The sequence below is a fragment of the Neobacillus bataviensis LMG 21833 genome (assembly GCF_000307875.1).
Classification (GTDB): Bacteria; Bacillota; Bacilli; order Bacillales; family Cytobacillaceae; genus Neobacillus; species Neobacillus bataviensis.
The window spans coordinates 1-25,696 of record NZ_AJLS01000127.1 but is presented as its reverse complement, the minus strand read 5'-3'; the positions used below and the strand labels follow the sequence as shown (position 1 = coordinate 25,696).

The following is a 25,696-nucleotide window of genomic DNA, read 5'->3' as shown; positions in this document are numbered from 1 at the left end:
AAAGTGCTCTGACGGTAAATGAACAGGAGGGATCCAGAAGGATGAAAAGAGATGCTGTAATCGTTGCGGCTGTAAGGACAGCTATTGGCAGGCAGGGGGGAGCTCTTGCAAGTGTCCTAGCACATATATTGGGAGCAGAGGTAATCAAAGAAGCCGTGAGACGTGCGAATATTAAACCGGAAACGATTGATGATGTCATTTTTGGTAATGTTTTATCCGGCGGAGGCAATATTGCTAGATTAACAGCATTACAGACAGGGTTATCACTAGATTTACCGGGATTAACAGTCGATAGACAGTGCGGTTCCGGAATTAATGCAGTCAATCTAGCAGCCCAGGCGATTCGGGCAGGAGATGGCGATATTTATATTGCCGGAGGAACAGAAAGTATGAGCCGGGCGCCGTATTTGATGGATCGCCCTGAAAAGCCGTATAGCCCGATGCCGCCAAGCTTTAGGAAGTCGCAGCTGTCACCAAAAGAAGTTGGCGATCCGCCAATGGGGATAACGGCTGAAAATCTCGTAGAAAAATATCAGATTACGAGAGAAGAACAGGATGAATTTTCTTTACGGAGCCAACAGCGAATGGCTGTAGCTATGGAAGAGGGGCGCTTTGATGAACAAATCGTTCCAATCACTATCCCGGTTAGAAAAGGGGAGCCGGTCGTATTTAAAACTGATGAGCATCCTAGGCCGCAGACGACCCTTGAAGCACTGTCTAAGCTGCAGCCAGCGTTCCTAAAAGGAGGGGCGGTTACAGCAGGGAATAGCTCGGGATTAAATGATGCTGCGTCGGCGCTGGTGATTATGTCACGAGAGAAAGCGGAAGAATTAAATCTCACGCCGTTAGCGGTTATTCGCCACTATGCTGTTGCCGGTGTGGATCCAAACATCATGGGAATTGGTCCGGTTCCAGCTGTTCGTAAGGTGCTGGAAAAATCCGGTCTATCCTTAGCAGAGATGGATCTCATAGAAATCAATGAGGCTTTTGCTGCACAGGTGCTTGCTTGTAATCGTGAACTTGAGATGGATCTCGAAAAAGTGAATGTTAACGGAGGCGCTATTGCCCATGGACATCCACTTGGAGCAACGGGGGCAATCCTTGCTACCAAAGCAGTCTATGAACTAAAAAGGAGCGGGGGAAAATATGCCCTCATTACCGCCTGCATCGGCGGCGGGCAAGGAATCGCCACCATCCTAGAACGCGAATAATTGATTGTGGTGCCTGACACCAATAACTTCTTTCTTAATGTATAAAAGCTGAAAAAAGGAAGAAGGGTGACAGGCACCATTTACCACTTTATTACAAAAGGAGCGATGTTTGTGTTAACTTTGCATTATGATTATTGGCCAAAAATCTCCAAATCGCTAAAGGTTCCTTCTACTTCTCTTTATGACAACCTCAAAGTTAGTGCAACTCGTTATCCGGATCAGGACGCTATTTTCTATTATGGAAATAAATTAACATACGAACAGCTAGATGCCGAAGTAAATGCAATGGCTGGATATTTGCAGAACAAATTAGGCGTACAGACAGGTGAAAAGGTATTACTTTTCATGCAGAACTCCCCGCAATTTGTGATTGGCTATTATGCAATCGTTAGGGCCAATGCCGTTGTTGTCCCAATCAACCCGATGCTGGTGGCCGATGAATTGGAATTTTACGTGCGCGATTGTGAAATTAAGACCGCTTTAGCCGGTCAGGAATTATATGAGCAAATTCGTCCATTGTTGGGGAAAACCTCATTGGAAAGCATGGTCATCACAGCCTATTCAGATTATGTCGGTAATGGCTTCGAGGGAATGCTTCCAAAAGAGGTAGAAGCAGAAAGAGTTCATTTTATAGAAGCCGGCCATTATCTTTGGACAGAGGCAATTCATGCGAACATGAAGCCATCTGAACATACAGCAATGGGCGATGATATTGTCTGCCTCCCGTATACATCAGGAACAACGGGGCTTCCCAAAGGATGTATGCACACAAACCGGACAATAAATGCAAACACAGTGGGCGCTTATCATTGGACACCCATCTCAACGAATTCCATTCATTTAATGTCGCTCCCGCTCTTCCATGTGACAGGAATGGTCCATAGTATGCATATGCCGATCTTTAGCGGAGGTACCATTGTCATCATGACGCGATGGAACCGAGATACAGCAGTGGAGTTAATTAAAACATTGGGTTGTACCCACTGGGTAACCATTGCCACCATGATTGTTGATTTCATTGCCAATCCAAATTTGAAAAAAGAGGATATATCCTCATTAACAGCCATATCCGGTGGCGGTGCCGCCTTACCAGAAGCCGTTGGCGAAAAGTTATTCAACCTATCAGGATTACGGTTTGTAGAAGGCTATGGATTGTCAGAAACAATAGCCCAGACACATTTCAATCCAGTAGACCGGCCGAAAATGCAATGCCTGGGGATTCCATCATTTGATGTCGATGCGAGAATCATTGAACCGGCAACAGGTAAAGAACTTGGTGTCGGGGAAATAGGTGAAATCATCGTGAACGGTCCACAGGTGATGGTCGGTTATTATAACCGCGATGATGAAAATCGAGGTTCTTTTATTGATCTAGACGGGAAGAAGTTTTTCCGAACAGGTGATATTGGTCGTTATGATATGGAAGGATATTTCTTCATGGTTGACCGTGTGAAACGGATGATCAATGCTTCAGGTTATAAAGTGTGGCCAACAGAAGTAGAGTCCTATCTTTATAAACATCCGGCCATCCAGCAGGCATGTGTTGTCGGCGTTCCAGATGAACGTAGAGGTGAGACTGTTAAAGCATTTGTGATTTTAAATGATGGTTTTGAAGGAAAAATCAGTCCGCAAGAAATTATCGAATGGTCCAAACAACATATGGCCGCTTATAAATACCCAAGGCAGATTGAATTTAGGAAACAGTTCCCGATGACATCTAGTGGAAAAATTTTATGGCGTACCTTACAAGAAGAAGAAAAGAATAAGGCCTTACAGTAAAAAGAGTATAAAAAGGGGGCTCGCTATGGAAATTTTGATCCAGCAACTTTTTAACGGTCTAACAATTGGAAGCGTTTACGCTCTTGTCGCATTAGGTTTAACGCTCGTTTATGGTATCCTTCACATCCCAAATTTTGCCCATGGGGCGTTATACATGATGGGTGGGTACATAACCTTAACAATGATGACAAAATTTGGACTCCATTATTGGCTCGCCATTTTCGTATCGATAATTATAGTTGGACTGATCGGTGTATTAATGGAAAGGTTTGTCTTTCATCCGCTCAGAGAGGCTCCGCCCATCCATGATAAGATTGCAGCCATTGGAATTCTCTTGTTTTTGGAAGCTTTTGCGCAGTTTTTTTGGGGGGATGAATACCAAAGCATGCCAACACCGTACGGACAGGTTGTTCAAATCATGGGATTAACGTTTACCATGCAGCGAATCCTCATCGTTGTGGCTGCACTTGTTGTGATGATTCTCCTCTATTTATTCTTGAAAAAAACATTTACCGGCGCGACGATTATTGCGATGTCACAAAATCGCGAAGGAGCCAACCTAGTTGGTGTTAATACGAACAAGGTGGCCATGCTCACTTTTATGATCTCAGGCGGGCTTGCCGCGATTGCTGCTTCGCTTTCGGCTCCTATTAATCTCGTATTTCCTGGGATGGGACAGCTTGTGATCCTTAAAGCGTTTGTTATTATTATTCTCGGCGGAATGGGAAGTATCCCAGGAGCAATTGTGGGCGGCTATATTTTAGGGTTTAGTGAGAGCCTAGGCGCAACCTATATTTCCAATGACTACAAGGACATTATTGCCTTCGTTCTCCTGGTCATTATTTTAACAGTGAAACCAACCGGCCTTTTTTCTAAGGGGGGTCACTAATGGTAAAGGTATTGAACAAAAGGAATATCATAATTGCCCTAATCGTATTTTCGGCTGTCTTCCCGTTACTAACAGAGAACAACTATCTGATTCACATCATGACCAGTTCCTTTATTTGGATGATTGGTGTTTATGGCCTTAATTTACTTGCAGGCTATACAGGCTACCTTTCATTGGCCCATGCCGGCTTCTTTGCGATTGGCGCCTATTCATTGGGAATTTTAACCGTAAAAGCTCATTTGAATTTCTGGCTGGCCTTTCTTTTATCACTGGTCATTACCGGTTTACTCGGACTCCTTGTAGGATTAATTTCCTTAAGGACGAAAGAACATTTTTTCGCTATCTATACATTATGCTTAGGCTACATTATCTATCTCGTCATTGATAAATGGGAAGGTCTAACAGAAGGGGTACGCGGACTGATTGGGATACCGGCACCGACAGGAATTGGCCCAATCAAATTTGAAACAGAGGTTTCCCACTATTATCTTGTCCTGTTTTTCTTACTCCTGGTGGTTCTGATTATGTATCGTATTGTCCACTCACTGTCAGGCAGAACCTATATTGCGATTCGCAATAGCGAGGATTTAGCACAGACCATTGGAATCTCAACGATGAAAAACAAATTAACCGTATTTGTTTTATCCACCCTTTTTGCCGGTCTAGCCGGAGCCCTATATGCATCATTTGTTCGGTTTATTGGCCCGGATATTGGCTCAATTTCGATCACCTTTGATTTATTAACCTATTTGCTCGTTGGCGGGATCGGTACCCTGAGCGGTCCTCTGGTTGGCACGCTGATCATCGTTTGGCTTTCACAATACCTGCAGGATTTTCAGGAAAACAGAATGCTCATTTTTGGCCCAGTGTTAACCTTGCTGATTATTTTTTATCCGCGGGGGCTTGTCGGCGCTGTTTCAGCCTGGAATACAAAACGCATCGCCAAAAAAGAACAGCGGCTATCACATAATACGACTCGTATCAAGGGAGAACCGTTTATCGAAAGTGAGATTATTCCTGACAAGAAAGTAAAGGAGGGCTAGGATGATTTTTTTGGAAACAAGGAATTTAACAAAAAGATTTGGCGGTTTAGTGGCTGTAAACAATGTTGATTTTACAATCGAACAAGGAAAAATCAATGCCATCATTGGACCGAATGGTGCCGGAAAGTCGACATTTTTCAACCTAATCAGTGGATTTCATCGTCCAAGCTCTGGTCAGGTGATCTTTAAAGGTCAAGATATTTCCACCCTCCCATCAAATAAAATTGCCGAGCTGGGAGTGGCTCGGACATTTCAAACTACTAATCTATTTGAGCAATCGACGGTTTTGGATAATGTTATTGTCGGGCATCGATTGCGGACAAAATCAAACTTGGCAGACGCCATCTTTCGCACCCCACGGCTAAAAAGGGAAGAAGCGCAATGCCGAGAAAAAGCGATGGAAGTTCTCGAATTTGTTGAGTTAAACAATGTTTCAGATAAACTGGTTGGCAGTTTAACGCAGGAAGAGAAAAAACGAACCGCCTTTGCATTGGCCCTTGCTACCGACCCGGAAATTGTTTTTCTCGATGAACCCGCAGCAGGGGTGAACCCTGATGAAACAGATGGTCTGGCAGAATTAATAAACAAGATGGTGGATAAAGGGATCACCGTTTGTTTAATCGAACACAAAATGCAAATGATTATGAAAATAGCCGATAAAATTATGGTGCTAAACTATGGCGAGAAGATTGCGGAAGGATTACCGGAAGAGATTCGCAATAATGAAACGGTCATCAAGGCCTATTTGGGAGGGAGTGCCATTGCTTAGCCTAAAAAATGTCTCTGTCAAATACGGAAGTTTTACCGCTGTCCATGACGTGAATATCCAGGTAAACCAAGGGGAAATTGTCGTCTTATTAGGTTCGAATGGCGCTGGAAAAAGTACAACCTTCCGAACAATAAGTGGTTTAAGCAAGCCCTCAATCGGAGAAATCCACTTCGAGGGCAAGAAGGTAAATAGAAGGTCAGCAGATCAAATCGTTCATTTGGGCATTGGTCAATGCCCGGAAGGACGAAAACTCTTTCCAGCCATGACTGTTCATGAAAATCTAAGAATGGGTGCCTACGTTCTGCGCAGGAAGAAGGATGAAATCAAACATTTATTCGATCATGTTTATGACTTATTTCCGATTTTAAACGAAAAGCGAAATGATGCGGCGGGTTCCCTTAGCGGCGGTCAGCAGCAAATGCTCGCCATCGGCCGGGCATTAATGTCAAAACCGAAGCTGATGCTCCTCGATGAACCATCAGTAGGGCTTGCCCCACTGATTGTGGAGCAAATGTTTGCGGTGATCCAAAAAATTAATCAAGAGGGAACGACTATCCTGCTCGCCGAACAAAATGCCAATGCAGCCCTAAAAATTGCGGATAAAGGCTATGTTTTTGAAAATGGTTCGATTGTTTTGGAAGGGACATCCGAGGAGTTATTTGCTAATGATGAAGTAAGAAAGGCCTATATTGGTGCTTAATAAGGCACGAAACACCAGCTAAAGGGGGTGATAAACGGATCTTTCATTACGCTATTTGTCTGAAAATTAGAAAAATGATTAAGGGGGAAAATGAATGAAAAGAATGAAGTCTCTTTTAATGTTGAGTTTGATCTTTGTTATTATTTTCAGTTTAGCAGCATGTAATAGTACAGAGAAAAAACCTGCTAATACCAAGCCTGCGGCAGGCGGCGGGGAAAGTAAAACGGAAGAAGCAGGGACTGTGAACATTGGATACACTGGGCCATTAAGCGGACCGGCAGCATTTTACGGGGAGCGTACCTTAAATGGTATTAAGATGGCTGCGGAGGAGATTAACGGCGAGGGCGGGTTTGAAGTTGGCGGAAAAAAATTCAAACTGAATATCGTATCATTGGACGATAAGTACTTGCCAAATGAGGCCGGGGCTAACGCAAAGAGACTTATTCAGGAAAATAAAACCCCAATTATTTTCACACCACACTCAGGCGGCGTTTTTGCCCTGCAGGTTTTCAATCAACAGGATAAATTCCTAATTGGTGCCTATACAAGTGAACCAAAAGTATCGGAGGTAGGGAATGAATTGACTGTTCGAATTCCCCCTCGTTATGATGGGTATTTGAAGCCATTTACAGACTATGAAATGGAGAAGTTTGGAAAGAAGATTGCCTTTCTTCCAACTGCTTCGCAATACGGCAAGGATTGGTCTGAAAAATTGAAGGCGCACTGGGAAAAAGAAGGTGGAAAGGTTGTTTTCAACTCTTCCATCGATTTTGCCAAAGAGACTGATTTCTTCACGATTGTTACAAATGCCTTAAAAGAAAAGCCAGATGTGTTATTTATCGGCGGAGCCTCTGAACCGACTGCAAAAGTAGCCAAACAAGCACGTGAACTTGGATTTAAAGGTGGTTTCATTGTGATGGACCAGGCGAAAGTTGATGAAATGAAAGCTGTAACTGGTTCCTATGATTTGATGAACGGTTCGATTGGTGTTATGCCATTATCGGAATCAAAAAACAGTCCCGCCATTCCTGATTTTGTAAAGAAATATAAAGAGAAGTATGGTGAAACCCCTGGTTCAGAAGCAGGTCTAAACTATATTGGCATGTATATCTTCGTTGAAGCGATGAAGGCGGCTGGATCAGTGGACGATGCCGAAAAAATTCAGGCAAAAATGCAGGATGGTGTAAGTAATATTCCTGATAATGTAAGAATTTATCAATTTAACAAATTTACCGGCGGCGGCTTCGATGGTGAATTAGAAGTAGCAGCGATTGAGGATGGAAAAGTGGTACCAATTAAGGTGGCTAAATAGTAGATTATAGTTTAAAAATCCCCCTTGTAGAAATTTGCGAATCTTTCATATCAAGGGGGACTTTTAAAAAATATGAACCAACCATTCATATTACTTACTTGTTAGAAATATAGTTTTTAAGTGGATTGGTCATTCTTCTGGGAAAAATTACATATAAACAGTGCTACAGTAAATGATGTAAAGGAGAGGATTATTTGAAGCTTAAGGATCTACTTGAAACCAATATTGCTGAATTTGGTGAGTATCCGTTACTCTTTTTCAAAGAAAAGACGTATACGAATATGGAAACGAAAAAGTATGCAGATCAATTTGCCCGCGGTTTGAGAAAGCATGGGATTGGTAAGGAAGACCGGGTAATGGTCTGTATGCCTAACTGTCCGGAAGTCCTATTTGCTTACCAAGGTATTACAAGGGCAGGGGCGATCATCGTTCCGGTAATGTTTACCCTTCATCCGAAAGAACTTCATTATATTATCCTCAATTCTGGTGTAAAAGCCATCATCACCACATCATATGTTCTACAAAATGTTGAAAAATCGCTAGAAGGATTGCCAGAAAGACCCGCAATTATCGTGATAGACCAACCATCTACCGATCATGCAATAAATTTTTATGATGTGATGGTTCAAAACGATGATATCTTGGACGATGATGTCAGCGCTGAAGATACAGCTGTCATCCTTTATACATCTGGAACAACCGGTAATCCTAAAGGAGTTCTGTTAACACACAAAAACCTATTTTCCAATGCCAAAAATTCCGCACAACATAATGAGACAGAACGTGGGACAACACTAGGTGTTCTGCCGCTAGCCCATGTCTACGGTCTAACCGTTTCCAATATTTGTTTTATCACAGGAAGCGCTATCGTTGTTTTTTCCAGCTTTGATGTAAAAGAAGTATTTAAGGCCATTGAAACCTATCAAGTTAGATCGTTTTCGGCTGTACCGGCGATGATCCATGCCATGCTATCCTATCCAAATGCTGACAATTATGATTCGTCAAGTCTTGAATCAATCGGTTCCGGTTCAGCCCCGCTGCCTGTTGCTTTACTGCATGCATTTGAACAAAAATTTGCGGCAAAGGTGTTAGAGGGCTACGGATTATCAGAGGCGGCACCAGTTGTTACAGCTCATTCTAAGCGAATCGAGATAAAGCCAGGATCTGTTGGCATACCGATTCCAGGGGTGGAAATAAGGATCGTGAATGATAATGGAGAGGAAGTTCCGCCCGGTGTGGTGGGCGAACTACTTGTCCGCGGTGAAAATGTCACGCCGGGTTATTATCAAAATCTCGAAGAATCTAGTCGTGTGTTGAAAGATTCCTGGCTATATACCGGAGATATGGGCAGGGTTGACGATGAAGGATACTTATATATTGTCGATCGGAAAAAGGATCTGATTATTCGCGGCGGGTTTAATGTGTATCCGCGTGATGTGGAGGAAGTGTTAAATGCACATGAACAGGTCTTCGAAGCAGCTGTTGTTGGGATTCCGGATGAACGGATGGGGGAAGAAATGGTCGCCTGTGTGGTAAAGAAACCGGGGTCGGCAGTTGAGGAGGAGGAGTTAATCCGTTATTGTCAGGATCATTTAGCGAAAAACAAAACGCCTAGGAGAGTTGTTTTTCTAGAATCCCTTCCTCGTAATGGTGTGGGGAAAATATTAAAAACGCATCTACGCAGGTCGGCAATAGAAATTGTCATCAACCCGTAATGATTAAAAAGGAGGAGGATTTATATGGAAAAGAGGACCATTTTAACGACGAGTAAACGGGGTTTGCTAGAGGATTCCTTCCCATATCGTCTCTATCAAAAAGCAAAGAGATTAGGAACGTGGAACCCGGCAGATCTTGATTTTAGTCAGGACCAAAAAGATTGGAAAACGCTTAATGCTGAGCAAAAGGAAGATATTTTGCGGTTAATTTCACAATTTCAGGCTGGCGAGGAAGCTGTTACATTGGATCTTCTTCCTTTGATAATGGCTATCGCCAAAGAGGGGCGACTGGAAGAGGAAATGTTTTTAACCACCTTTTTATTTGAGGAGGCAAAGCACACAGAATTTTTCCGGCTTGTTTTGAATGCCATTGGCGAGAAAGGCGATTTGTCTCACTTTCATACGGAAACCTATCAGAAGATTTTCTATGAAATTCTCCCTACAGCGATGGAACGGCTTGTGAACGACCAATCACCGGAAGCGATCGCTGAGGCATCCGTAGTCTACAACATGTTTGTTGAAGGTGTTTTGGCGGAAACCGGTTATTTTTCCTTCTATGCAGCACTGGAAACGGCAGGAATTATGCCAGCCCTTCTTGAAGGGGTCGGTAATTTAAAGAAGGATGAGTCGAGACATATCGGCTATGGCACCTTCCTTCTGCAACGATTGATTTGTGAACACCCACATCTTTTTGATTTTGTTGCTGCAAAAATGGCGGAATTAACTCCGTTAGCAATTAGGCTGAATCAGGAGGGGATCGCTGGAAGGGAGGTTAGTTCCTTCGGAGGGAATCCAGATGACATCATGAACTTTACCTTAAAACAACTTTCTGTCCGAATGGAAATTTTAGCGCGGGCCAAAGGTAAAAAAATCGAAGAGATTAATAGATATACAGATAGCGAGTTAGGAGTACTATAACGAGGTCACAAAAAAATTAATTGGTCAGCATTCACTCGATACCTATTCACAGGTAAAACATGTACACACATCGATGTCACCTGAGCTTGACAGACGCAATTGGTACGGAATCTTTTTGGACAAAACTAAGAAGAGGTGAAGATGAAAATGAAAACAACCTTATCGCAGTTTATGTTACGTACGTGTATTTACAGCGGTTCAAATTCACGGGCAATGGTTCCAAGTTTATTTGCCGGTCTTGGAGCAAAACGGGTGCTTTTACTTAGTGACCGTGGATTAGAAAAAGCAGGCGTGGTTGAAAAAGTAGCTTCCATTTTTGAGCTGACAGGTAATGGAAGCGGACCCCAATTAGTTGGAACCTATCTCGATATTGCCCAAGATGCTGAAAGCCGCTGCATTAATGATGCAGTTCGCTACGCTAAGAAAGTGGGAGCAGATGCACTGTTAGCTGTTGGCGGCGGGAGTGTTCTTGATACGGTAAAAGGTGTTAAATATGCACTCCACAAGGGCTTATCTGATATTAAAGAGGCCATTCCAGGCGGACTATTATACGAACAATTTCCGAAGGCAAATTATATGCCGATCCCGCATATTGCGATTCCGACAACAGCAGGAACGGGTTCTGAGGTTTCACCGATTTGTGTTGTTTTTAATGAAGATATCCAAATGAAGACTAATATCATCAATCCATTTATAAGCGCCGATATGGCCATTTTGGATCCCGATTTAACGGTCGGATTGCCGCCAAGGATTACCGCGTTTACTGGTTTTGATGCTTTAACCCATGCGATTGAAGCACTTGCCTCGCCAACGGCAACCGGTCTTACGGATGCCTATGCCCTGCATGCCATCCGATTAATTGAGAAAAATCTACCTGTGGCGGTGGAGGATGGTGGGAATCTTGATGCCCGGTTGGATTTGCTTCAAGCAAGCCTAATGGGGATTACCGCCTTTAGTTTTGCGTTAAATGCGATTCCGGTTCACAATTTGGCCCATGCCTATGGTGCCTTGTTCCGTATCCCGCACGGTTTGGCCAATGCCGTCTTTTTACCGGTGGTGATGGAGATGGTTCCGCAATTGTATTTGCCGAAGGTCGCAGAGTTAGCGCAGGCATTGGAAGTGGACGTGAAGGATGATACCCAGGATGTTGGCTTCGCAAAGATCGTAGAAAAGATTCGTTTACTGCAGCATAAAGTGGGTCTGCCGGCAGATTTTAAAGAGTTCAATATTACAGAAGAGGATCTTGCGATGACGATTCCAGCCGTCATGAAGGATCCAGCGGCTTTGAGCTTCCCGATGTCTAAAGAATTGATAGCTGCGATTGGGCAGAAGGTCGTGCCCGTCGGGGTAAAGTAAATAAATAGTAGGAAAGAAAGGTACTTTTTGGAGTACCTTTCTTCTTTTAAAAAATATTAACATGAACTAAGTATTTTTTTTTTTGAAACAACCATCGTATTAAGATATAATTTTCGTTAGGGTCAATCTCAAGGTTTGGGCTTGTCCTACATAATTTAATACGATTGGGAGTAGTAACATGGAAAAAGTACTTATTTTTGGTCATAAAAATCCTGACACAGATACGATTTGTTCGGCGATTGCCTATGCGGACTTAAAAAAGCAATTAGGAATGGACGTTGAACCGATCCGTCTCGGACAAATTAATGGCGAAACACAATATGCGCTTACGCAATTTAATGCTGAGATTCCTCGGTTGGTTGAAGCGGTCGCAACTGAAGTGAACTCTGTTATTTTAGTTGACCACAATGAACGCCAGCAAAGTGCCAATGATATTCATGAAGTTCGCGTACTAGAAGTAATCGACCATCACCGCATTGCCAATTTTGAGACAAGTGATCCCTTGTATTATCGCTGCGAGCCTGTTGGCTGCACGGCAACTATTTTAAATAAATTGTATAAAGAAAACGGTAAAGAGATTAAACCAGAAATAGCAGGCCTCATGTTATCGGCGATTATTTCCGACACATTATTGTTTAAATCACCAACCTGCACGCCTGAAGATGTGGCAGCAGCGCGTGAATTAGCAGAGATTGCGGGTGTTGATGCGGACAGCTATGGTTTAGAAATGTTAAAAGCCGGTGCAGATGTCCGTGATAAATCTGTAGCGGAGCTTCTAAGCCTTGATGCAAAGGGATTTGAAATGGGTGCTAGTAAAGTAGAAATTGCCCAAGTGAATGTCGTGGACACTAATGATGCACTTGCCCGTCAAGAAGAATTGGAAGCCGCCATTTCTGCAATAATCGAAGAAAAGAACTTGGATTTATTCCTATTTGTCGTTACGGATATCTTAACGAATGATTCGGTTGGGTTAGCTCTTGGCAGCAAGACCGAAGCTGTGGAAAAAGCTTATAACGTTACACTTAATAATAATAAAGCAACATTAAAGGGCGTCGTTTCTCGTAAGAAGCAAATCGTACCTGTTTTAACAGATATTTTCACAAAATAAGGAAAAAGCCGTTCACTCCTGAACGGTTTTTCTATTTCTTAAAGGGAATCGGCTTTTTTCTGGCTTTCTTCATTTTTATGATTCATTAGGAAAAAGGTCAACGGCTTTTCGGAGCCTGTCATCAACTTATAGACATAGGATGATGTCAGTTTGTAGCCATCATCAATTTTCGATGCTAAGTAATTGGTTCGTTCAAAAAGAATCGAGCGAATATGGTTTACTTGGCGAGCTAATTTGTCTAATAGCGCGTCTTGATTGTCCAACCGTTTCAAGACACTGCCTTGTAATTCCTCCTGTTTTTCCATTTTCTCCGCTGCCGTCTTTTGCAATTCCAGTTGTTCGTTCATTTGCATGGCAAGCTGCTGGTTAGCTTCCTCATTTTTCTCTAAACGATTTCTTAAATCTTTCAGCTGTGTGTCGATTTGATTCCACTGATGTACTTTTGATTCCTCTTGTTGGGAATAGCGCAATCCTAGTTCAGCGAGTGCCTGATTAAGTGCATTATTAGCTTTTTGCTGGTCACTAATTAATTCTGCAAGGAAATCTTGTCGTGAAAAAGACTGATTTGATTCATTGAGATTTTGTTCATTTTTATATACTTCGGGATGATTCCTTTTATTTATATATAATCCCATACCACATTCCACCTTCCATTTTTTTAGATGAGTTATTTTATGCTTTGAAGAACGGACATGAATGGGCTGGTCTACTACTTGTATTTATATGTTTAGAAGGTTCTTTTTTGTGATAAATGTGTAATACTTAATGAATGAGTATGCATAAATGGAGGTAAATGAACATGAACAGATGTGGTTGGGTGAATCAGGATCCCTTATATATCGATTATCATGACCATGAATGGGGGGTGCCCGTTTATGATGACAGGCTGCTATTTGAGTATGTAAATCTTGAGGGTGCACAGGCGGGCCTCAGCTGGTATACCATTTTAAAAAAACGGGAGAATTACCGGCAGGCGTTTGATCAATTTGAGGCAGAAAAAATTGCCCAGTATGATGAAGAAAAAATCGCTGAGCTTTTACATAATGAAGGCATTGTCAGGAATAAGCTGAAAGTTAATGCGGTTGTTACGAATGCCAAGGCCTATTTAAAGATTGTTGAAGAATTTGGAGCCTTCCACACCTATATATGGTCATTTGTTGACGGGAAACCGATTCAAAATCATTTCAAGGAAATGAAAGATGTTCCGGCCACAACAGGAATTAGTGATAAGATGAGTAAGGATTTAAAGAAACGCGGCTTTAAATTTGTCGGCTCGACGATTTGCTACGCGTTTATGCAGGCAACGGGAATGGTAAATGACCATATTGTCAGCTGTGATTGTTATCATAAAAGGAACAACTCACTTGGGATAAATGAGGAAAAGCTCACCACATAAGTGATGAGCTTTTTGGTTACTTTCTTGGTTTATCGAGCATGAAATCTGATGCAGGTATGGGAATGATTTTTCCGCCAATTTGGACATGAACGGTATCGTTGAAAATGGCCTTCACAATTCCCTTTAATGAAATAGTTGAATTAACAGAGATTTTCTTCGATTCACTTTGATTAGCCAAATTAATCAACACCTTTCAATTTTATCACCCATGTATTATAAAAAAATAAATTATAATAATACTTTACATTATTCGCATAAAAAATTTAAATTCCTGCTTTACCGTTTAACCTTTATGGAAAAAATGAATAAAAAATTGGTCCTGTTACACTCATTTATTTTGCAAGGGGTGTTAAACAATTGAATGAATATAACATGAACCATGGTTCAAGTATCACATGTTTTAGATGCGCTGTCAATGAAAAAGTGAACTATGGTTCAAATTATAAAATCGTGTTATGATAGCACTGAGGTGATCAAATGCCAGATCATGATGAGAAACTTGTTGGTGAATTTCCATTTGTCCCTAAACAGGAACGCGCCCAGCAAAAAAGAAATGCACTGATTGAAAGCGGATATACTTTATTTAATTCTAAAGGGTATGAACAAACAACGGCAAAGGAAATTGCTGCCCATGCAGGGGTAGCGACCGGAACATTTTATCGCTATTTTTCGGATAAACGGCAGCTTTTAATGTCACTTTTAGAGGATAAATTAGAAAAATTTCTTCCACCGGAACCAAGCTGGGTTTCGCGTGACCCAGAATCTGTATTGGCGGCATTATTAGAAGCCCATTATATCCGGCGTAATGAACTTGGACTCCAGCGCGTTCTTCCGGAGTTGATGACAAAAGATTCAGAACTTGCAGAGGTGCTTGGTGTAGCAAGGCGGAAAATCCATGCCAGAATGCATTCGGGATTAAAACAAGCAAGCGAAAGTGGATTAACTTGGCCGGATTTAGATTTAGACACGGTCACATGGGCCATCATGGTGTTAGTCGAGAATGGTCTTGATAAACAAAGCCAAAGTGGGAAAAAGGTAGATTGTCAGGAATTGGCTAGGGTGATTTGCCGGATGGTTTTTCCCCCTGCAGCGTTGGAACAGTTACGGAAAAGCGGATTTGAAAAAAAGGAATAGGTACGATCTAGGGAGGAAGTTACCGTTTGAATATCGAACCCATTTTTGATATGAAAGAACTGAAATCACTCAAAGTAAAACTTATGAAAAAATAAAACCCTATCCTAAACGAAAGAATGTGATGATCATGAAAGTTAGAGAATTTATGGTGAAAGATGTTATTTCGGTAAGTCCTGAAAGATCCATAAAAGACGTTATGGCTTTGTTTGTCGAGAAAAAAATCGGTGGTGTGCCCATTTTGAAAAAAGATGGCACGTTATTGGGAATGGTAACAGATGGAGATATTTTACGTGCGATTAAGCCGGTCGATCGCCGAATACCAGATTATTTCAGCTTTATCACATACGTCGCCAAAGAAGATATGGACAACCGCCTAAAGGAATTAGCCAATACGGAAATTAGCAAAATTGCCAAAACACACGGAATCGTAACGGTTTTTCCCGAGGATGATATGAGAACAGTTGTGGAGCTTTTGTCAAAACACCACTTTAAGAAGCTTCCAGTCGTTGATGAACAAAATCATGTGGTCGGTGTCATTAGCCGTGGTGATGTGATTCGCAATATCCAGCAAACGATTGTTCATAATATGGAATAGGTGAATGACCCATCACTTGGTCGACGTGTGATGGGGTTATTTTTGAATGAATGATACTTCTATCTGTTCATCGCCTTACGATACGGGGGTATGATATAATAATGCTAACAAGGAAGGGGTTGGATGTCTTTGGAAAACAGGAATGAAGAGGAACTGATGGATGATTCGTGCTGTTCACATGAGAGCGGTCTCAGGAAGAGTCACCATTCGGATAAAGTGAAAAGTAATCTGGTCACAAGACTTAACCGGATTGAGGGTCAAATCCGCGGCATTAAGGGCTTAATTGAAAAAGATACCTACTGTGATGATGTCATTCATCAAATATCCGCCACCCAATCGGCATTGAATAGTGTAGCCAAGATTTTGCTCGAAGGTCATTTGAAGAGCTGTGTGGTCGAGAGAATCCAGGAAGGCGATTACGAGGTTTTGGATGAGGTTCTAGTTACTATCCAAAAATTAATGAAAAAATGAAACGATTGACGACCAAGGATACGATGTTAAATAAAGTGGAGAGAGCTTACACGCTGGTAGGCTCTCTCCATTTTTATTGTGATAAAGAGTTTGTTTTTGAAATATTTGTTGTTTCCGGTACCCGGAGGAGAATTAAGCCGCCGATTATAAACAAGACAATCAGACTGAAGACGCCACTATTCGTATTGCCCGTTAACTGGGCTGTAAGGCCGACTAAAAATGGCCCTAAGATGGCCGCGAATTTATAAAAGATACTATAGAAACCAAAGAACTCATTTGCACTTTCTTTTGGTACCAGTTTTGCGAAGTAAGAGCGGCTCAGTGCCTGAATGCCGCCTTGGGAAGAGGCTACAAGCATTGCTAATATCCAGAAATCTAGAGTCGTTTTTAAAAAATAGGCATACGTACATATGACGATATAAATAAAGATTCCAACGAGCAGCATCGTTTTGCCTTTAAATTTATCGGCAAGCTTTCCATAAATAATCGCGAACGGTGCGGCCACGACCTGTGTCGCAAATAAAATAATTAATAGGTTTGTAGAGGTGATGCCTAAATCGGATCCGTATGCCGTTGACATTGTGATAATGGTATTAACTCCATCAATATAAAAGAAATAAGCTACTAAAAATAGAAACAAAGGGCGGTAAAGCCGAATCTTTTTAAAGGTTACAAAAAGCTGTTTAAAACCATTTGCGACAGGATTTGGCACACGTTCTTTATAATAGACCTGCTTGACATTTTTCAGCATTGGAATAGTGAATAAGCCCCACCAGAGGGCGGTAATGGCGAAAGCAGCCTGACTTGCGACAGTAACGGATATTGGAATAATGCTTTGCTGTGATAAAAGAATAAGGGCAATACTAAGAATGAACGGGATTGTACTTCCAATGTAGCCCATCGCAAATCCCTTCGATGATATCTGATTCATCCGCTCTTCTGAGGTTACATCAACTAGGAAGGCATCATAGAAAATGTTCGTCCCGCCAAAACCAATAACGGTAACCATATAACAGATTAAGAGAACCAGCCATTGATTGCTTGGTACCACCGCAAGTAAAAAGGTAAAGATAATTCCAAGAGCAAAGAAAAAGGTGAAGAATCGCTTTTTAAAGCCTCTGAAATCAGCAATGCTGCCTAGTATTGGGGCACAAAGTGATATTAGCAGCGTGGCAAAGGAATTGGCATAACCCCAATAAGCTGTGGAAGTAGATGCTGCAAGTCCTGCCTCGTTAGCCGCTGCTTTAAAATACAATGGAAAAACGGCCGTGGTGATCAGAATCGAATAGGCAGAGTTTGCCCAATCGTAGAACACCCAGCTCTTTTCTTGCTTTGACATCCGACTCATTCAAGTTCCCCCTTTAAAGGCTTATATGGTCAACATTTCTTCGACAACTCTTCCATCTGTGTTCCCTAGGCTGACACCGAGAAGTCTGGCGAATGTTGGGCCTTCATCAATGAGACGAATCGAAGGCAGGGTAGTTTGGTTAATTCCTTTGCCCACTGCCATTAATATCGTTCCGTAATCTTCTTTTTCCGGTGAATAACCATGGCAGGCTAAGGTATACTTTTTATCTGCGGCTGCGTCCTCACGGGAAATCGTTTTGATGTACTCCCCTTCGATGTCTTCTAAAAAATAATACCCGTGACTTGCTTCAAGCATAAAAGCACATGAGCCATCTGCGCCTTTTGCCGCGGCTTGATCCCCTGTAAGCACCTGTTCAATTCCAGAGTCAGGATCATCTAGCAATGAATCTACCAATTGTTTGACTTCTTTTATTGTTGCTGAATCTTGTTTGTCGTTAATGTAAATATATGCGGAGCCATCACAACTTTTACAATAGGCCAGCCAATTAATTACTTTCCCTTTTGCGTTTGTAGTGATGAAATTTTTTTTATGTAATAGGACATTCAGGTTAACCGCCTTATTTTCATCTAGTGCACTATGGTCCCCTAAAGCCACAACTGTGGAGTTTTCATAAATGCCAGCTTCATAGATAGCTTCTAAGATTCTACCAAGGCGCAGGTTATGACGGTGAATGGCTGCGATTGCCTCAGTTGATGAAAATCCATGTTCATGTCGCTGGGTATCTAAATCGGTAAAGTGAACCATTACTAAATTCGGTTTCTTTGTTTTAATCGTATGGACGGTTGATTCTAAAACAAAGTCATCCAATTCAGGCTGTTTCAACCCCTTGCGGATATGTCCGAAGCATTTGTTGAGCTCTAATTGAAAGCTGGGTGTCCCATTCATAAGGGAAACAAGAATTTGATTTTGCCATGGGCGGTTCGCAAAAATTTCCGGCATATTGTAGTCGATGTTGGCTTTGCCGGTAACTGGCCATAATAAAGCTGCTGTGGTTAGATTTGCTAGCTTTGCTTCATCATATAAGGTCGTCCCATGAATACAATCACGATACCAATTCCAGTCAGGTGACGGGTTGCCTGGCTGCAGAAGGGTATTATTGATTACCCCGTGCCGGTTCGGATAATTACCCGTTACAATCGTCGCATGACAGGGATAGGTGACTGAAGGGTATATCGTTTCGACTTTTTCCACATATGTGCCATTTTTCAAGATCGTTTGAAAGTGGGGTAGGTCTTTTAAAATCGGATAGTCTAATGCTGAAAGGCAATCAAAAGAAATGATGATTAAATGATTGGTAAGTCGAGTCATGGACAACCTCCAGGCAAATAGTTCTGGTTAAGATAATTGTACTATATGAAACAGGAAATGGAAGAATTGTTACAGAATATTTACAAAATCTTAGAGGTTTGCCGGAAAAAGCCGAAAACTGGATTTGCGAATGAGGTTTTTCTAGTATAATGAAATTAGCAATAATTGGAGAAAAAGAGGGGAAGACATCATGCCAAGTTTTCAAAGTTATTTTTTTGAAAAAGCAATACGGCTATCGGTAAAGAGGGCAGTACGAAAGGGTGTAAAGGGAAAAGGGATGGAGGAAAAGCGGCAAATGCTTGATGCTGCCGCAAGGAGGCTGGGCAAGCTTCCAAGGAACTGCAAGGTTACTCCACTGGAAATTGAGGGATTGTACGCAGAGTGGATTACTTCTGGCCTCGATAAGGCATTGGCGGATAAGGTTATCCTTTATTTACACGGCGGCGGTTATGCACTTTGTTCAGCCAATACTCACCGGCCGCTGGCGGCGAGTATTGGGAAGGCATCAGGTGTGAAGGTAATGTTTCCGGAGTATCGTCTTGCCCCTGAACATCCATTTCCAGCAGCAATTGAAGATGCGGTTACCTCGTATCGCTGGCTGGTGAGTCAGGGGTATGATCCGTCGAACATTATATTTGCAGGTGATTCGGCAGGTGGAGGTTTATCAATTGCGACTGCATTGGTGTTACGAGACCAGAACGAGCCGCTGCCGGCCGCGATTGTTTGTCTCTCACCATGGGTGGATTTAACCGGTAGTGGGGAAAGTTATCGGAAAAATGAAGCAGTTGATCCCTATTTAAGTTTGAAGGCGGTTAGGGAAGCTGTACGTATGTATGCCGGTAGAGAAGCTCCTGACCACCCGCTCATCTCACCTATCTTCGCTGACCTTTCAGGATTGCCGCCATTATTCATCCAGGCAGGCAACCATGAAATTTTGCAAAGTGACGCGGAAACCCTGGCAGCTCGGGCAAGGAAAGCAGGCGTCCCGGTGAGGATAAAAATATGGCAGGGAATGTGGCATGTCTGGCAAATTGGCGGGAATGCCTTACCTGAGGCAAGAAAGGCAATCAGGGAAATAGGTGATTTTGTGAGGAAAACATTTAAAAAGTGAAGGTCTAGTAGCTGACCTTCACTTGAGTAAAGTATTTTGAATGTCATTATTCATAATGGTAATGAGCCCGAGATTATTGTTGGTTTCGATGATGGAGCTCTTGTCTATTATTTGGTATCTTAATTGATCCTTCCATAGATACATGGCGGCAGGTTCATTTTCTTTTTCAAGATGGGTTATGGTGTATGAGGGGTCACAAACCCGGTATATATCATTCTTTTTTCTACTAATTGAGTTAATACCAATAACTATTTTCATCAATAACCCCCAAACCCCAGTGAAACTCATATTTTTTAAAGGGCTGCTTGTAAACTGTTGGATGGGAAGCGTTCTTCCATCTGGAAATGTGACAGTGGCTTTGACCGCCGAGGCATAATGGACGTCTCCTGATAGAATGATGCATTGTGATGGGTTCCACTTGACAATTTGTTGCAGAAAGTGCGTGAACCCTTCCCCATTGTACTTCCATGCTTCGAAATCAAACGAGGTTTGCACCTCCACCCCTATAACTTGAAACGGATAGACATAATTGTGTAAAAAGGATTCAATAAGACCCATTCCATATACAGGTGTGGCGGATACAACGATGATTGGACTCTCTGCTTTCCAGCCGCTTTGATGGAGCTTTTGAGTGATGCGTGCCCAGCACATTTTGTTAATGAGCTGTGGGCAGCCTTCTGTTTCCTTTATGGTATGGCCAAATTTTACACGCTTTGGTTCGGAAAGGTATTCCCGTTGTGTTCGGGTGTCGAGAAACACAGCTTTAGGATGGGTGGGGGCGATAAAATGCCAGGAACTGAAATTCCATAATTGCTGCAGCCACTTTTCGTGTGTTGTAGAATGACTGGTTCCTTTCCTCAGGTTTTTATAATATGCCGCCATGTTATCAATAAAATCAGCTTCAAATGAATCAGGGTCATTCCCCCAGCCTTGGAAAGCCCAATAGGCTGCTAGTCCATTTGCTGTTACATGGCTGCCTAAGGGCGTTCTGCGGACGTTCCTTTTCCAATTGCCTGTGATATTCCAATCATCGGTAATGTCATGATCATCAAAGATCATGTAGGTTGGGATATTCGCGAGCAGCCTTCGAACCCGAAAGAGGGATTCCTGAAAGGTGATGATGGCTTCCTGTTGATCGTGGAAGCGATTTTTTAAATTATTTAGTTCAGTTTTATGTTGTTTACTATACTTTTCTTCATTTGGAAAGGTGAAATGAATCAGATTTTTCTCTAGTGCATCGTCAAATGATTCAAATAAATGATGGGCTTGCGCTGCCGCCCAGAGCTCGGGATTCCAGGACAATAAATACATGGCTGCAAATTCGCCAAACTCGATTAGATGGTTATTGGCCTCGCTGGAGGTAAATTGGGCTAAGTTTTCCATGATCAATTGTCTGCCGTTGATTTGATGAAGGTTGGTCGTGAATGGTGATTGATTGAGGCGATTTTCCAATTGGTACAATGGTTCCCTTTGACCGATTAATTCTTGGCTGATAGTTGAAATGGCTAGGATAAGGGGATCGGCGACATCATCAGCGTAGATTTGATCTCCCATTAGAAAGAGGGAATCCGGTCGCTTTAAAGTAGAGTCATATTCATTGGCTAGAATTTCATCCGCTTGGGCGAGAATATCCTTACCTTCACCATGGAGTTTTCGGCAGGAACCATAGAGAATATTGCTCGGACTGTTCCCGCTTTTTATCTGAAAAGTGGGGTATTTTAGTTTTCCGTAAACGATGGACTGCGGATGATTCGGGGAAAGCAAGTGGAGGCTTTGGAAATCATTCTGCACCGAACCGTTAGTGAATTGCAGGTTATACCCAATCAACGTATCCGTTGGAAATTCCCCGATCAAGGGGACAACCTTGATTAGGTGGATAAATAGCTGTTCACCGACTCTTATTGTTTGAGGTTCACTAACAGTATTCATTAATTGATAATCAAATGTTCGGTGGCTGCTATTTTTGGAGATTTGATAAAAGGCTGCCTCAATATCGCTTTTTCTGCTAGTAGCAATCCAAATAAACACCCTTCCCGGTTCAACCCGTCGAACAATCGGCCCAGACAGAATAAAGGGAAACTCTACTAAACCCATGAACACCACCTCGCTTTTATCTCATTTCTACATTGTATTCCTTGCAAATGGTGCCTGACACCATTAATAAGCCGTGGAGCTTTTTAATGATGTAAAGGGTGGAAATGGTGTCAGGCACCGTTTATTTGTAATAATATTGCCAATATTAAACGCAGTCGCTTGTTGTTGTAGGAATTATAATGGAGTTGAGGATAGTTGTATTCCGGCCCTGTTAATTGGTAATCGCGGCTGGTTTTTTTGTACTGAGGAAGGAAGGGGAATTGGACATGAATAGTTTAATTGTTTATTGCTCATCCCATGGGACTACAGAAAAAGCGGTTGGATTATTATGTGAGAACCTTGAGGGGGGCGTTTTGTCAGTCGATTTAAAAAGGGAGAAAACGATGTTTGACCTAAAGGATTTTGATAGGGTCATCATTGGGGGCTCGATTCATGCCGGACAGATTCAAAGAAAAATAAAAAAGTTTATCCAAACCCACCATGATGAACTCTTAGAGAAGGAATTAGGCCTTTTTCTCGTTTGTATGCGCGATGGTGATACGGCCATTGAGCAGTTTAACACTGCCTATCCACAGGATCTGCGGAAGAATTCGGTTGCGATGGCACTGTTCGGTGGAGAATTCCTGGTGTCGAAAATGAACTTTTTTGAAAGACAAGTAGTAAAAAAGGTTGACGGAGTCATGAATGACCAAACCAAATTGGATATGGAAGCCATTATGGAGTTTGCTTCACGATTGAATCAGGTGAAGAGCTTTGTTTAGGTATTTCAAGTAATCCTGTGACATGATCAACGTTTCTGCTTTGGCAGGAGCGTTTTTATTTTTTAATATGGGTGGCAAATCATGCGTAACTTCCATTGTTCACCAACAATATCAAGTTTTGATTATAAATTTCATCATGTTAGCGCATAATGGAAAAGGTCTTACTTAACTACATCATGAAAGAGGATTCAAATGAATATTTGGTTTAATCGATGGTTTACGACGGTTTCGCATTATATAGATATGATTCGTGACAACGAAGACCATCGGAAATTTGTTATTTACGGAACGCATCCGAATAAAGATGCACTTTATTTACAAAATTGCGATTTCGCCTTTGTCGAGCCGGATATTTCCGGGAATGAATATATTGAATTTTGCCTTGATTTTTGCCGGATGCACAGGATTGATATTTTTATTCCTCGGAAAGAAAATGTGCTGATTTCTAAACGGTTGTCAGATTTCGAGGCATTAGGTGTGAGAGTTCTTGTTTGTCCTGATGCTGTCTTAATGGAAACAATGGACAATAAAGCCGCCGCCTACCAAACTCTTGCCAACGGGAAGCCTATCTTTTCTCTACCTGACTATTATGTGGTTAATAATTGCGCGGATTTTAAAAAGGCCTATAGATCACTTAAGGAAAAAGGGCATGAGGTTTGCTTCAAACCCGTTGTTGGCGAAGGGGCAAATGGTTTTCGTGTCATTAAGGATAAAATTGAGTCTATTCCCCAGCTTTTTCAACAGGGAATCGGCTATCGAATTCCCTATACCTATGCCTGCGAGATCTTAAGCCAACAGGAAACCTTTCCTGATTTAATGGTTTTGGAGTTTCTAGAGGGCAGGGAATATAGTATCGACTGTGTTTCTTCAGAGAAAGAATTATTTGCTGCGATTCCCCGGATGAAGGGGGATGGGCGAGTTAGGGAGCTGGTTGAAAGTCTTGAACTCATCCACTTGGCACACAGATTCCATCAGGAATATAAATTGCCATATATATTCAATATCCAGGTAAAATACAACAATGGTGTGCCAAAGCTGCTCGAAATCAATCCGCGCATGAGCGGAGGGATGCATGTCAGTTGTCTTTCCGGCATAAACCTGCCGTATCTGGCAATTAAGATTTTATTAGGTGAACAAGTAGGAAGACAGGAGCCGCAGTTTGGCATTCGCGCCAGTCATATTGAAAAAGAAATGATCCTGAAGTATGGGGATATCAGTTAATGTGGATAAAAAAAGAGCGGGTTTTCATATGATGAAAACTGCTCTTTTCCTTACTCATTATTTATAGAAAACTTTGTCGATATTATATTTTGCCTGAAGCGTATTAATAATGTAGGTTTCATAGATTTCTCTTTCCATCGGCTCATCTACCACGATTACCGCAATTTTATTGACCTCATCGCGATGGGCTTTGATTGGTGAGACTGTATCTTCAAAATGGCGCTTAACGCGGGGTCTTAATTTCCGAGCTTTACCGACAAAAAGTAAATCATCGTTGGCATTGAAAAATAAAATGATGCCGCCTTTATCACGAGGAATTCTATTGTAATCGGTAAAACCGTAGACACTGCTTAGTACGGATTCAACTGGTTCCCCTACTTGTCTTTTTTTCGTAATGACGATATCTGGATTTGGTATTTCGATTTTTATCATAAAATGAATCGCTCCTTGCTTAAAATAAACGGCTGATCCCGTTTTGCTAACAGTTCATTATAGCATAGGTTGCCAATTTGGGTTTATCTTTCTTAATTTGCCCATATTTTGCAGTTCGAAACCTGCTTTAATAGGGATAAATACTATTTTTGGCTTAAAAATGGTAGTAAATTACGTCTAAATTTTGTACACTTAAGGAAGGTATTGGAATTTTTAGGATTCAAAACAGCATCTTACGTGAATTTTATTCGCTATGGGTGTACGATGGTTGTAGCTATCTATTTATTTAGATAGTAGGAATAAATTTTAAGATAGGAAGGGTGTTAGTATGGCAATTACATTATCAAAAGGCCAAAAGGTTGATCTAACGAAAACAAATCCGGGTTTATCCAAAGTAGTTGTTGGTCTTGGTTGGGATACGAACCGTTATGATGGCGGGGCTGATTTCGATTTAGACGCAAGCATTTTTCTATTAAATGCGAGTGGAAAGTGTGCTTCTGAAAAGGATTTTGTTTTCTATAACCAGCTTGAGGGCGGAAATGGTTCCGTAGTACATACAGGTGATAACCGTACAGGTGAAGGCGACGGTGACGACGAGCAAGTAAAAGTTAATTTAACGGCTGTGCCTGCGCAAGTGGAGCGAATCTCGTTTGTGATTACGATTCATGATGCTGAGGCTCGCGGTCAGAACTTTGGACAGGTATCAAATGCCTTCTGCCGCATTGTAAACGAGGAAACAAATCAAGAAATCATTCGTTACGACCTTGGAGAGGACTTCTCCATCGAAACAGCCATCATCGTGGGCGAGCTATATCGCCACAACGGTGAATGGAAATTCTCAGCCGTCGGTTCCGGCTACCAAGGCGGCCTCGGCCGCATCGCCACAGACTTCGGCTTAAACGTAGGGTAAACCAGAAAAGCGCTAGTGCCCTGGTCAGCGGCGTATGGCCTGGAGTGCTCCAACTGAGATAAAGGAAACACGGTGAGCTTCGCTGCCCGATGTT

General features: G+C 42.0%; 25 protein-coding genes. 19 read left to right on the top strand and 6 right to left on the bottom strand.

The window, feature by feature from the left end; translation table 11 throughout:
• The first annotated feature begins 41 nt into the window (after positions 1 to 41).
• The 11 genes from BABA_RS18630 (at position 42) to BABA_RS18580 (ending at position 12,800) form a co-directional block, all read left to right on the top strand.
• The gene (locus tag BABA_RS18630; RefSeq protein ID WP_007086780.1) at positions 42 to 1,211 is read left to right on the top strand and encodes a thiolase family protein; all 1,170 of its coding nucleotides are present in this window, start codon (positions 42 to 44) and stop codon (positions 1,209 to 1,211) included.
• A 105-nt stretch (positions 1,212 to 1,316) separates the two neighbouring features.
• Positions 1,317 to 2,990 carry a long-chain fatty acid--CoA ligase gene (locus tag BABA_RS18625; RefSeq protein WP_420806007.1) on the top strand — a complete coding sequence of 558 codons (1,674 nt, stop codon included), beginning with the start codon at positions 1,317 to 1,319 and terminating at the stop codon, positions 2,988 to 2,990.
• A gap of 25 nt (positions 2,991 to 3,015) precedes the next feature.
• Entirely contained in the window at positions 3,016 to 3,879 is an 864-nt protein-coding gene (locus tag BABA_RS18620) for a branched-chain amino acid ABC transporter permease (protein WP_007086778.1), read from the top strand.
• The gene (locus BABA_RS18615; RefSeq protein ID WP_007086777.1) at positions 3,879 to 4,922 is read left to right on the top strand and encodes a branched-chain amino acid ABC transporter permease; all 1,044 of its coding nucleotides are present in this window, start codon (positions 3,879 to 3,881) and stop codon (positions 4,920 to 4,922) included. The genes BABA_RS18620 and BABA_RS18615 overlap by 1 nt, the downstream gene beginning before the upstream one ends.
• 1 nt (position 4,923) lies before the next feature.
• On the top strand, positions 4,924 to 5,691 hold the full coding sequence (locus BABA_RS18610) for an ABC transporter ATP-binding protein (RefSeq protein ID WP_007086776.1): 768 nt from the start codon (positions 4,924 to 4,926) through the stop codon (positions 5,689 to 5,691).
• Positions 5,684 to 6,391, top strand: coding sequence for an ABC transporter ATP-binding protein (locus BABA_RS18605; protein WP_040346923.1), 708 nt, complete (start codon positions 5,684 to 5,686; stop codon positions 6,389 to 6,391). Before BABA_RS18610 ends, BABA_RS18605 begins: the two co-directional genes overlap by 8 nt.
• A gap of 94 nt (positions 6,392 to 6,485) precedes the next feature.
• A complete protein-coding gene (locus tag BABA_RS18600) occupies positions 6,486 to 7,703 on the top strand; it encodes an ABC transporter substrate-binding protein (protein WP_007086774.1) in 1,218 nt (405 codons plus the stop codon).
• Positions 7,704 to 7,897: 194 nt separating this feature from the next.
• Positions 7,898 to 9,418 carry a long-chain-fatty-acid--CoA ligase gene (locus tag BABA_RS18595; RefSeq protein WP_007086773.1) on the top strand — a complete coding sequence of 507 codons (1,521 nt, stop codon included), beginning with the start codon at positions 7,898 to 7,900 and terminating at the stop codon, positions 9,416 to 9,418.
• A 24-nt stretch (positions 9,419 to 9,442) separates the two neighbouring features.
• Complete coding sequence (locus tag BABA_RS18590) at positions 9,443 to 10,336, top strand: R2-like ligand-binding oxidase (protein ID WP_007086772.1); 894 nt, start codon at positions 9,443 to 9,445, stop codon at positions 10,334 to 10,336.
• A 147-nt stretch (positions 10,337 to 10,483) separates the two neighbouring features.
• Positions 10,484 to 11,692, top strand: coding sequence for an iron-containing alcohol dehydrogenase (locus BABA_RS18585; protein WP_007086771.1), 1,209 nt, complete (start codon positions 10,484 to 10,486; stop codon positions 11,690 to 11,692).
• A 178-nt stretch (positions 11,693 to 11,870) separates the two neighbouring features.
• Positions 11,871 to 12,800, top strand: a complete 930-nt coding sequence (locus BABA_RS18580) for a manganese-dependent inorganic pyrophosphatase (RefSeq protein WP_007086770.1) — start codon at positions 11,871 to 11,873, stop codon at positions 12,798 to 12,800.
• 38 nt (positions 12,801 to 12,838) lie between these two features.
• Here BABA_RS18580 and BABA_RS18575 read toward each other — a convergent pair whose 3' ends face one another.
• Complete coding sequence (locus tag BABA_RS18575) at positions 12,839 to 13,435, bottom strand: hypothetical protein (protein ID WP_007086769.1); 597 nt, start codon at positions 13,433 to 13,435, stop codon at positions 12,839 to 12,841.
• A 164-nt stretch (positions 13,436 to 13,599) separates the two neighbouring features.
• On the opposite strand from BABA_RS18575, the gene BABA_RS18570 reads away from it, so the two are divergent.
• Positions 13,600 to 14,196: a DNA-3-methyladenine glycosylase I gene (locus BABA_RS18570; RefSeq protein ID WP_007086768.1), complete on the top strand. Its 597-nt coding sequence runs from the start codon at positions 13,600 to 13,602 to the stop codon at positions 14,194 to 14,196.
• A gap of 16 nt (positions 14,197 to 14,212) precedes the next feature.
• Here the strand turns inward: BABA_RS18570 and BABA_RS27730 are convergent, their stop codons facing one another.
• Positions 14,213 to 14,374 (bottom strand): hypothetical protein, encoded by a 162-nt coding sequence (locus tag BABA_RS27730; protein WP_162829844.1) that lies wholly within the window; start codon positions 14,372 to 14,374, stop codon positions 14,213 to 14,215.
• A 299-nt stretch (positions 14,375 to 14,673) separates the two neighbouring features.
• Here BABA_RS27730 and BABA_RS18565 point away from each other — a divergent pair, with 299 nt between their 5' ends.
• From BABA_RS18565 to BABA_RS18555, 3 genes are all read left to right on the top strand, one after another.
• Positions 14,674 to 15,330, top strand: coding sequence for a TetR/AcrR family transcriptional regulator (locus BABA_RS18565; RefSeq protein WP_007086767.1), 657 nt, complete (start codon positions 14,674 to 14,676; stop codon positions 15,328 to 15,330).
• 127 nt (positions 15,331 to 15,457) lie between these two features.
• The gene (locus BABA_RS18560; RefSeq protein WP_007086766.1) at positions 15,458 to 15,925 is read left to right on the top strand and encodes a CBS domain-containing protein; all 468 of its coding nucleotides are present in this window, start codon (positions 15,458 to 15,460) and stop codon (positions 15,923 to 15,925) included.
• 123 nt (positions 15,926 to 16,048) lie between these two features.
• Positions 16,049 to 16,396, top strand: a complete 348-nt coding sequence (locus tag BABA_RS18555) for a metal-sensitive transcriptional regulator (protein ID WP_007086765.1) — start codon at positions 16,049 to 16,051, stop codon at positions 16,394 to 16,396.
• Between the two features lie 73 nt (positions 16,397 to 16,469).
• Here the strand turns inward: BABA_RS18555 and BABA_RS18550 are convergent, their stop codons facing one another.
• Both BABA_RS18550 and BABA_RS18545 read right to left on the bottom strand, forming a co-directional pair.
• Positions 16,470 to 17,744, bottom strand: coding sequence for an MFS transporter (locus tag BABA_RS18550; protein WP_007086764.1), 1,275 nt, complete (start codon positions 17,742 to 17,744; stop codon positions 16,470 to 16,472).
• Positions 17,745 to 17,765: 21 nt separating this feature from the next.
• Complete coding sequence (locus BABA_RS18545; RefSeq protein WP_007086763.1) at positions 17,766 to 19,073, bottom strand: alkaline phosphatase family protein; 1,308 nt, start codon at positions 19,071 to 19,073, stop codon at positions 17,766 to 17,768.
• Between the two features lie 190 nt (positions 19,074 to 19,263).
• On the opposite strand from BABA_RS18545, the gene BABA_RS18540 reads away from it, so the two are divergent.
• On the top strand, positions 19,264 to 20,184 hold the full coding sequence (locus BABA_RS18540) for an alpha/beta hydrolase (protein ID WP_007086762.1): 921 nt from the start codon (positions 19,264 to 19,266) through the stop codon (positions 20,182 to 20,184).
• Between the two features lie 18 nt (positions 20,185 to 20,202).
• Here the strand turns inward: BABA_RS18540 and BABA_RS18535 are convergent, their stop codons facing one another.
• Positions 20,203 to 22,278 (bottom strand): metallophosphoesterase family protein, encoded by a 2,076-nt coding sequence (locus BABA_RS18535; RefSeq protein WP_007086761.1) that lies wholly within the window; start codon positions 22,276 to 22,278, stop codon positions 20,203 to 20,205.
• A 266-nt stretch (positions 22,279 to 22,544) separates the two neighbouring features.
• Here BABA_RS18535 and BABA_RS18530 point away from each other — a divergent pair, with 266 nt between their 5' ends.
• On the top strand, positions 22,545 to 23,039 hold the full coding sequence (locus BABA_RS18530) for a flavodoxin domain-containing protein (RefSeq protein ID WP_007086760.1): 495 nt from the start codon (positions 22,545 to 22,547) through the stop codon (positions 23,037 to 23,039).
• 192 nt (positions 23,040 to 23,231) lie between these two features.
• Complete coding sequence (locus BABA_RS18525; RefSeq protein ID WP_007086759.1) at positions 23,232 to 24,260, top strand: ATP-grasp domain-containing protein; 1,029 nt, start codon at positions 23,232 to 23,234, stop codon at positions 24,258 to 24,260.
• 57 nt (positions 24,261 to 24,317) lie between these two features.
• On the opposite strand, the gene BABA_RS18520 is transcribed toward BABA_RS18525, so the two are convergent.
• A complete protein-coding gene (locus tag BABA_RS18520) occupies positions 24,318 to 24,692 on the bottom strand; it encodes a nucleotide excision repair endonuclease (protein WP_007086758.1) in 375 nt (124 codons plus the stop codon).
• Between the two features lie 328 nt (positions 24,693 to 25,020).
• Between BABA_RS18520 and BABA_RS18515 the strand changes: the two genes are divergently transcribed.
• Positions 25,021 to 25,602 (top strand): TerD family protein, encoded by a 582-nt coding sequence (locus BABA_RS18515; RefSeq protein ID WP_007086757.1) that lies wholly within the window; start codon positions 25,021 to 25,023, stop codon positions 25,600 to 25,602.
• Positions 25,603 to 25,696: the final 94 nt, after the last annotated feature.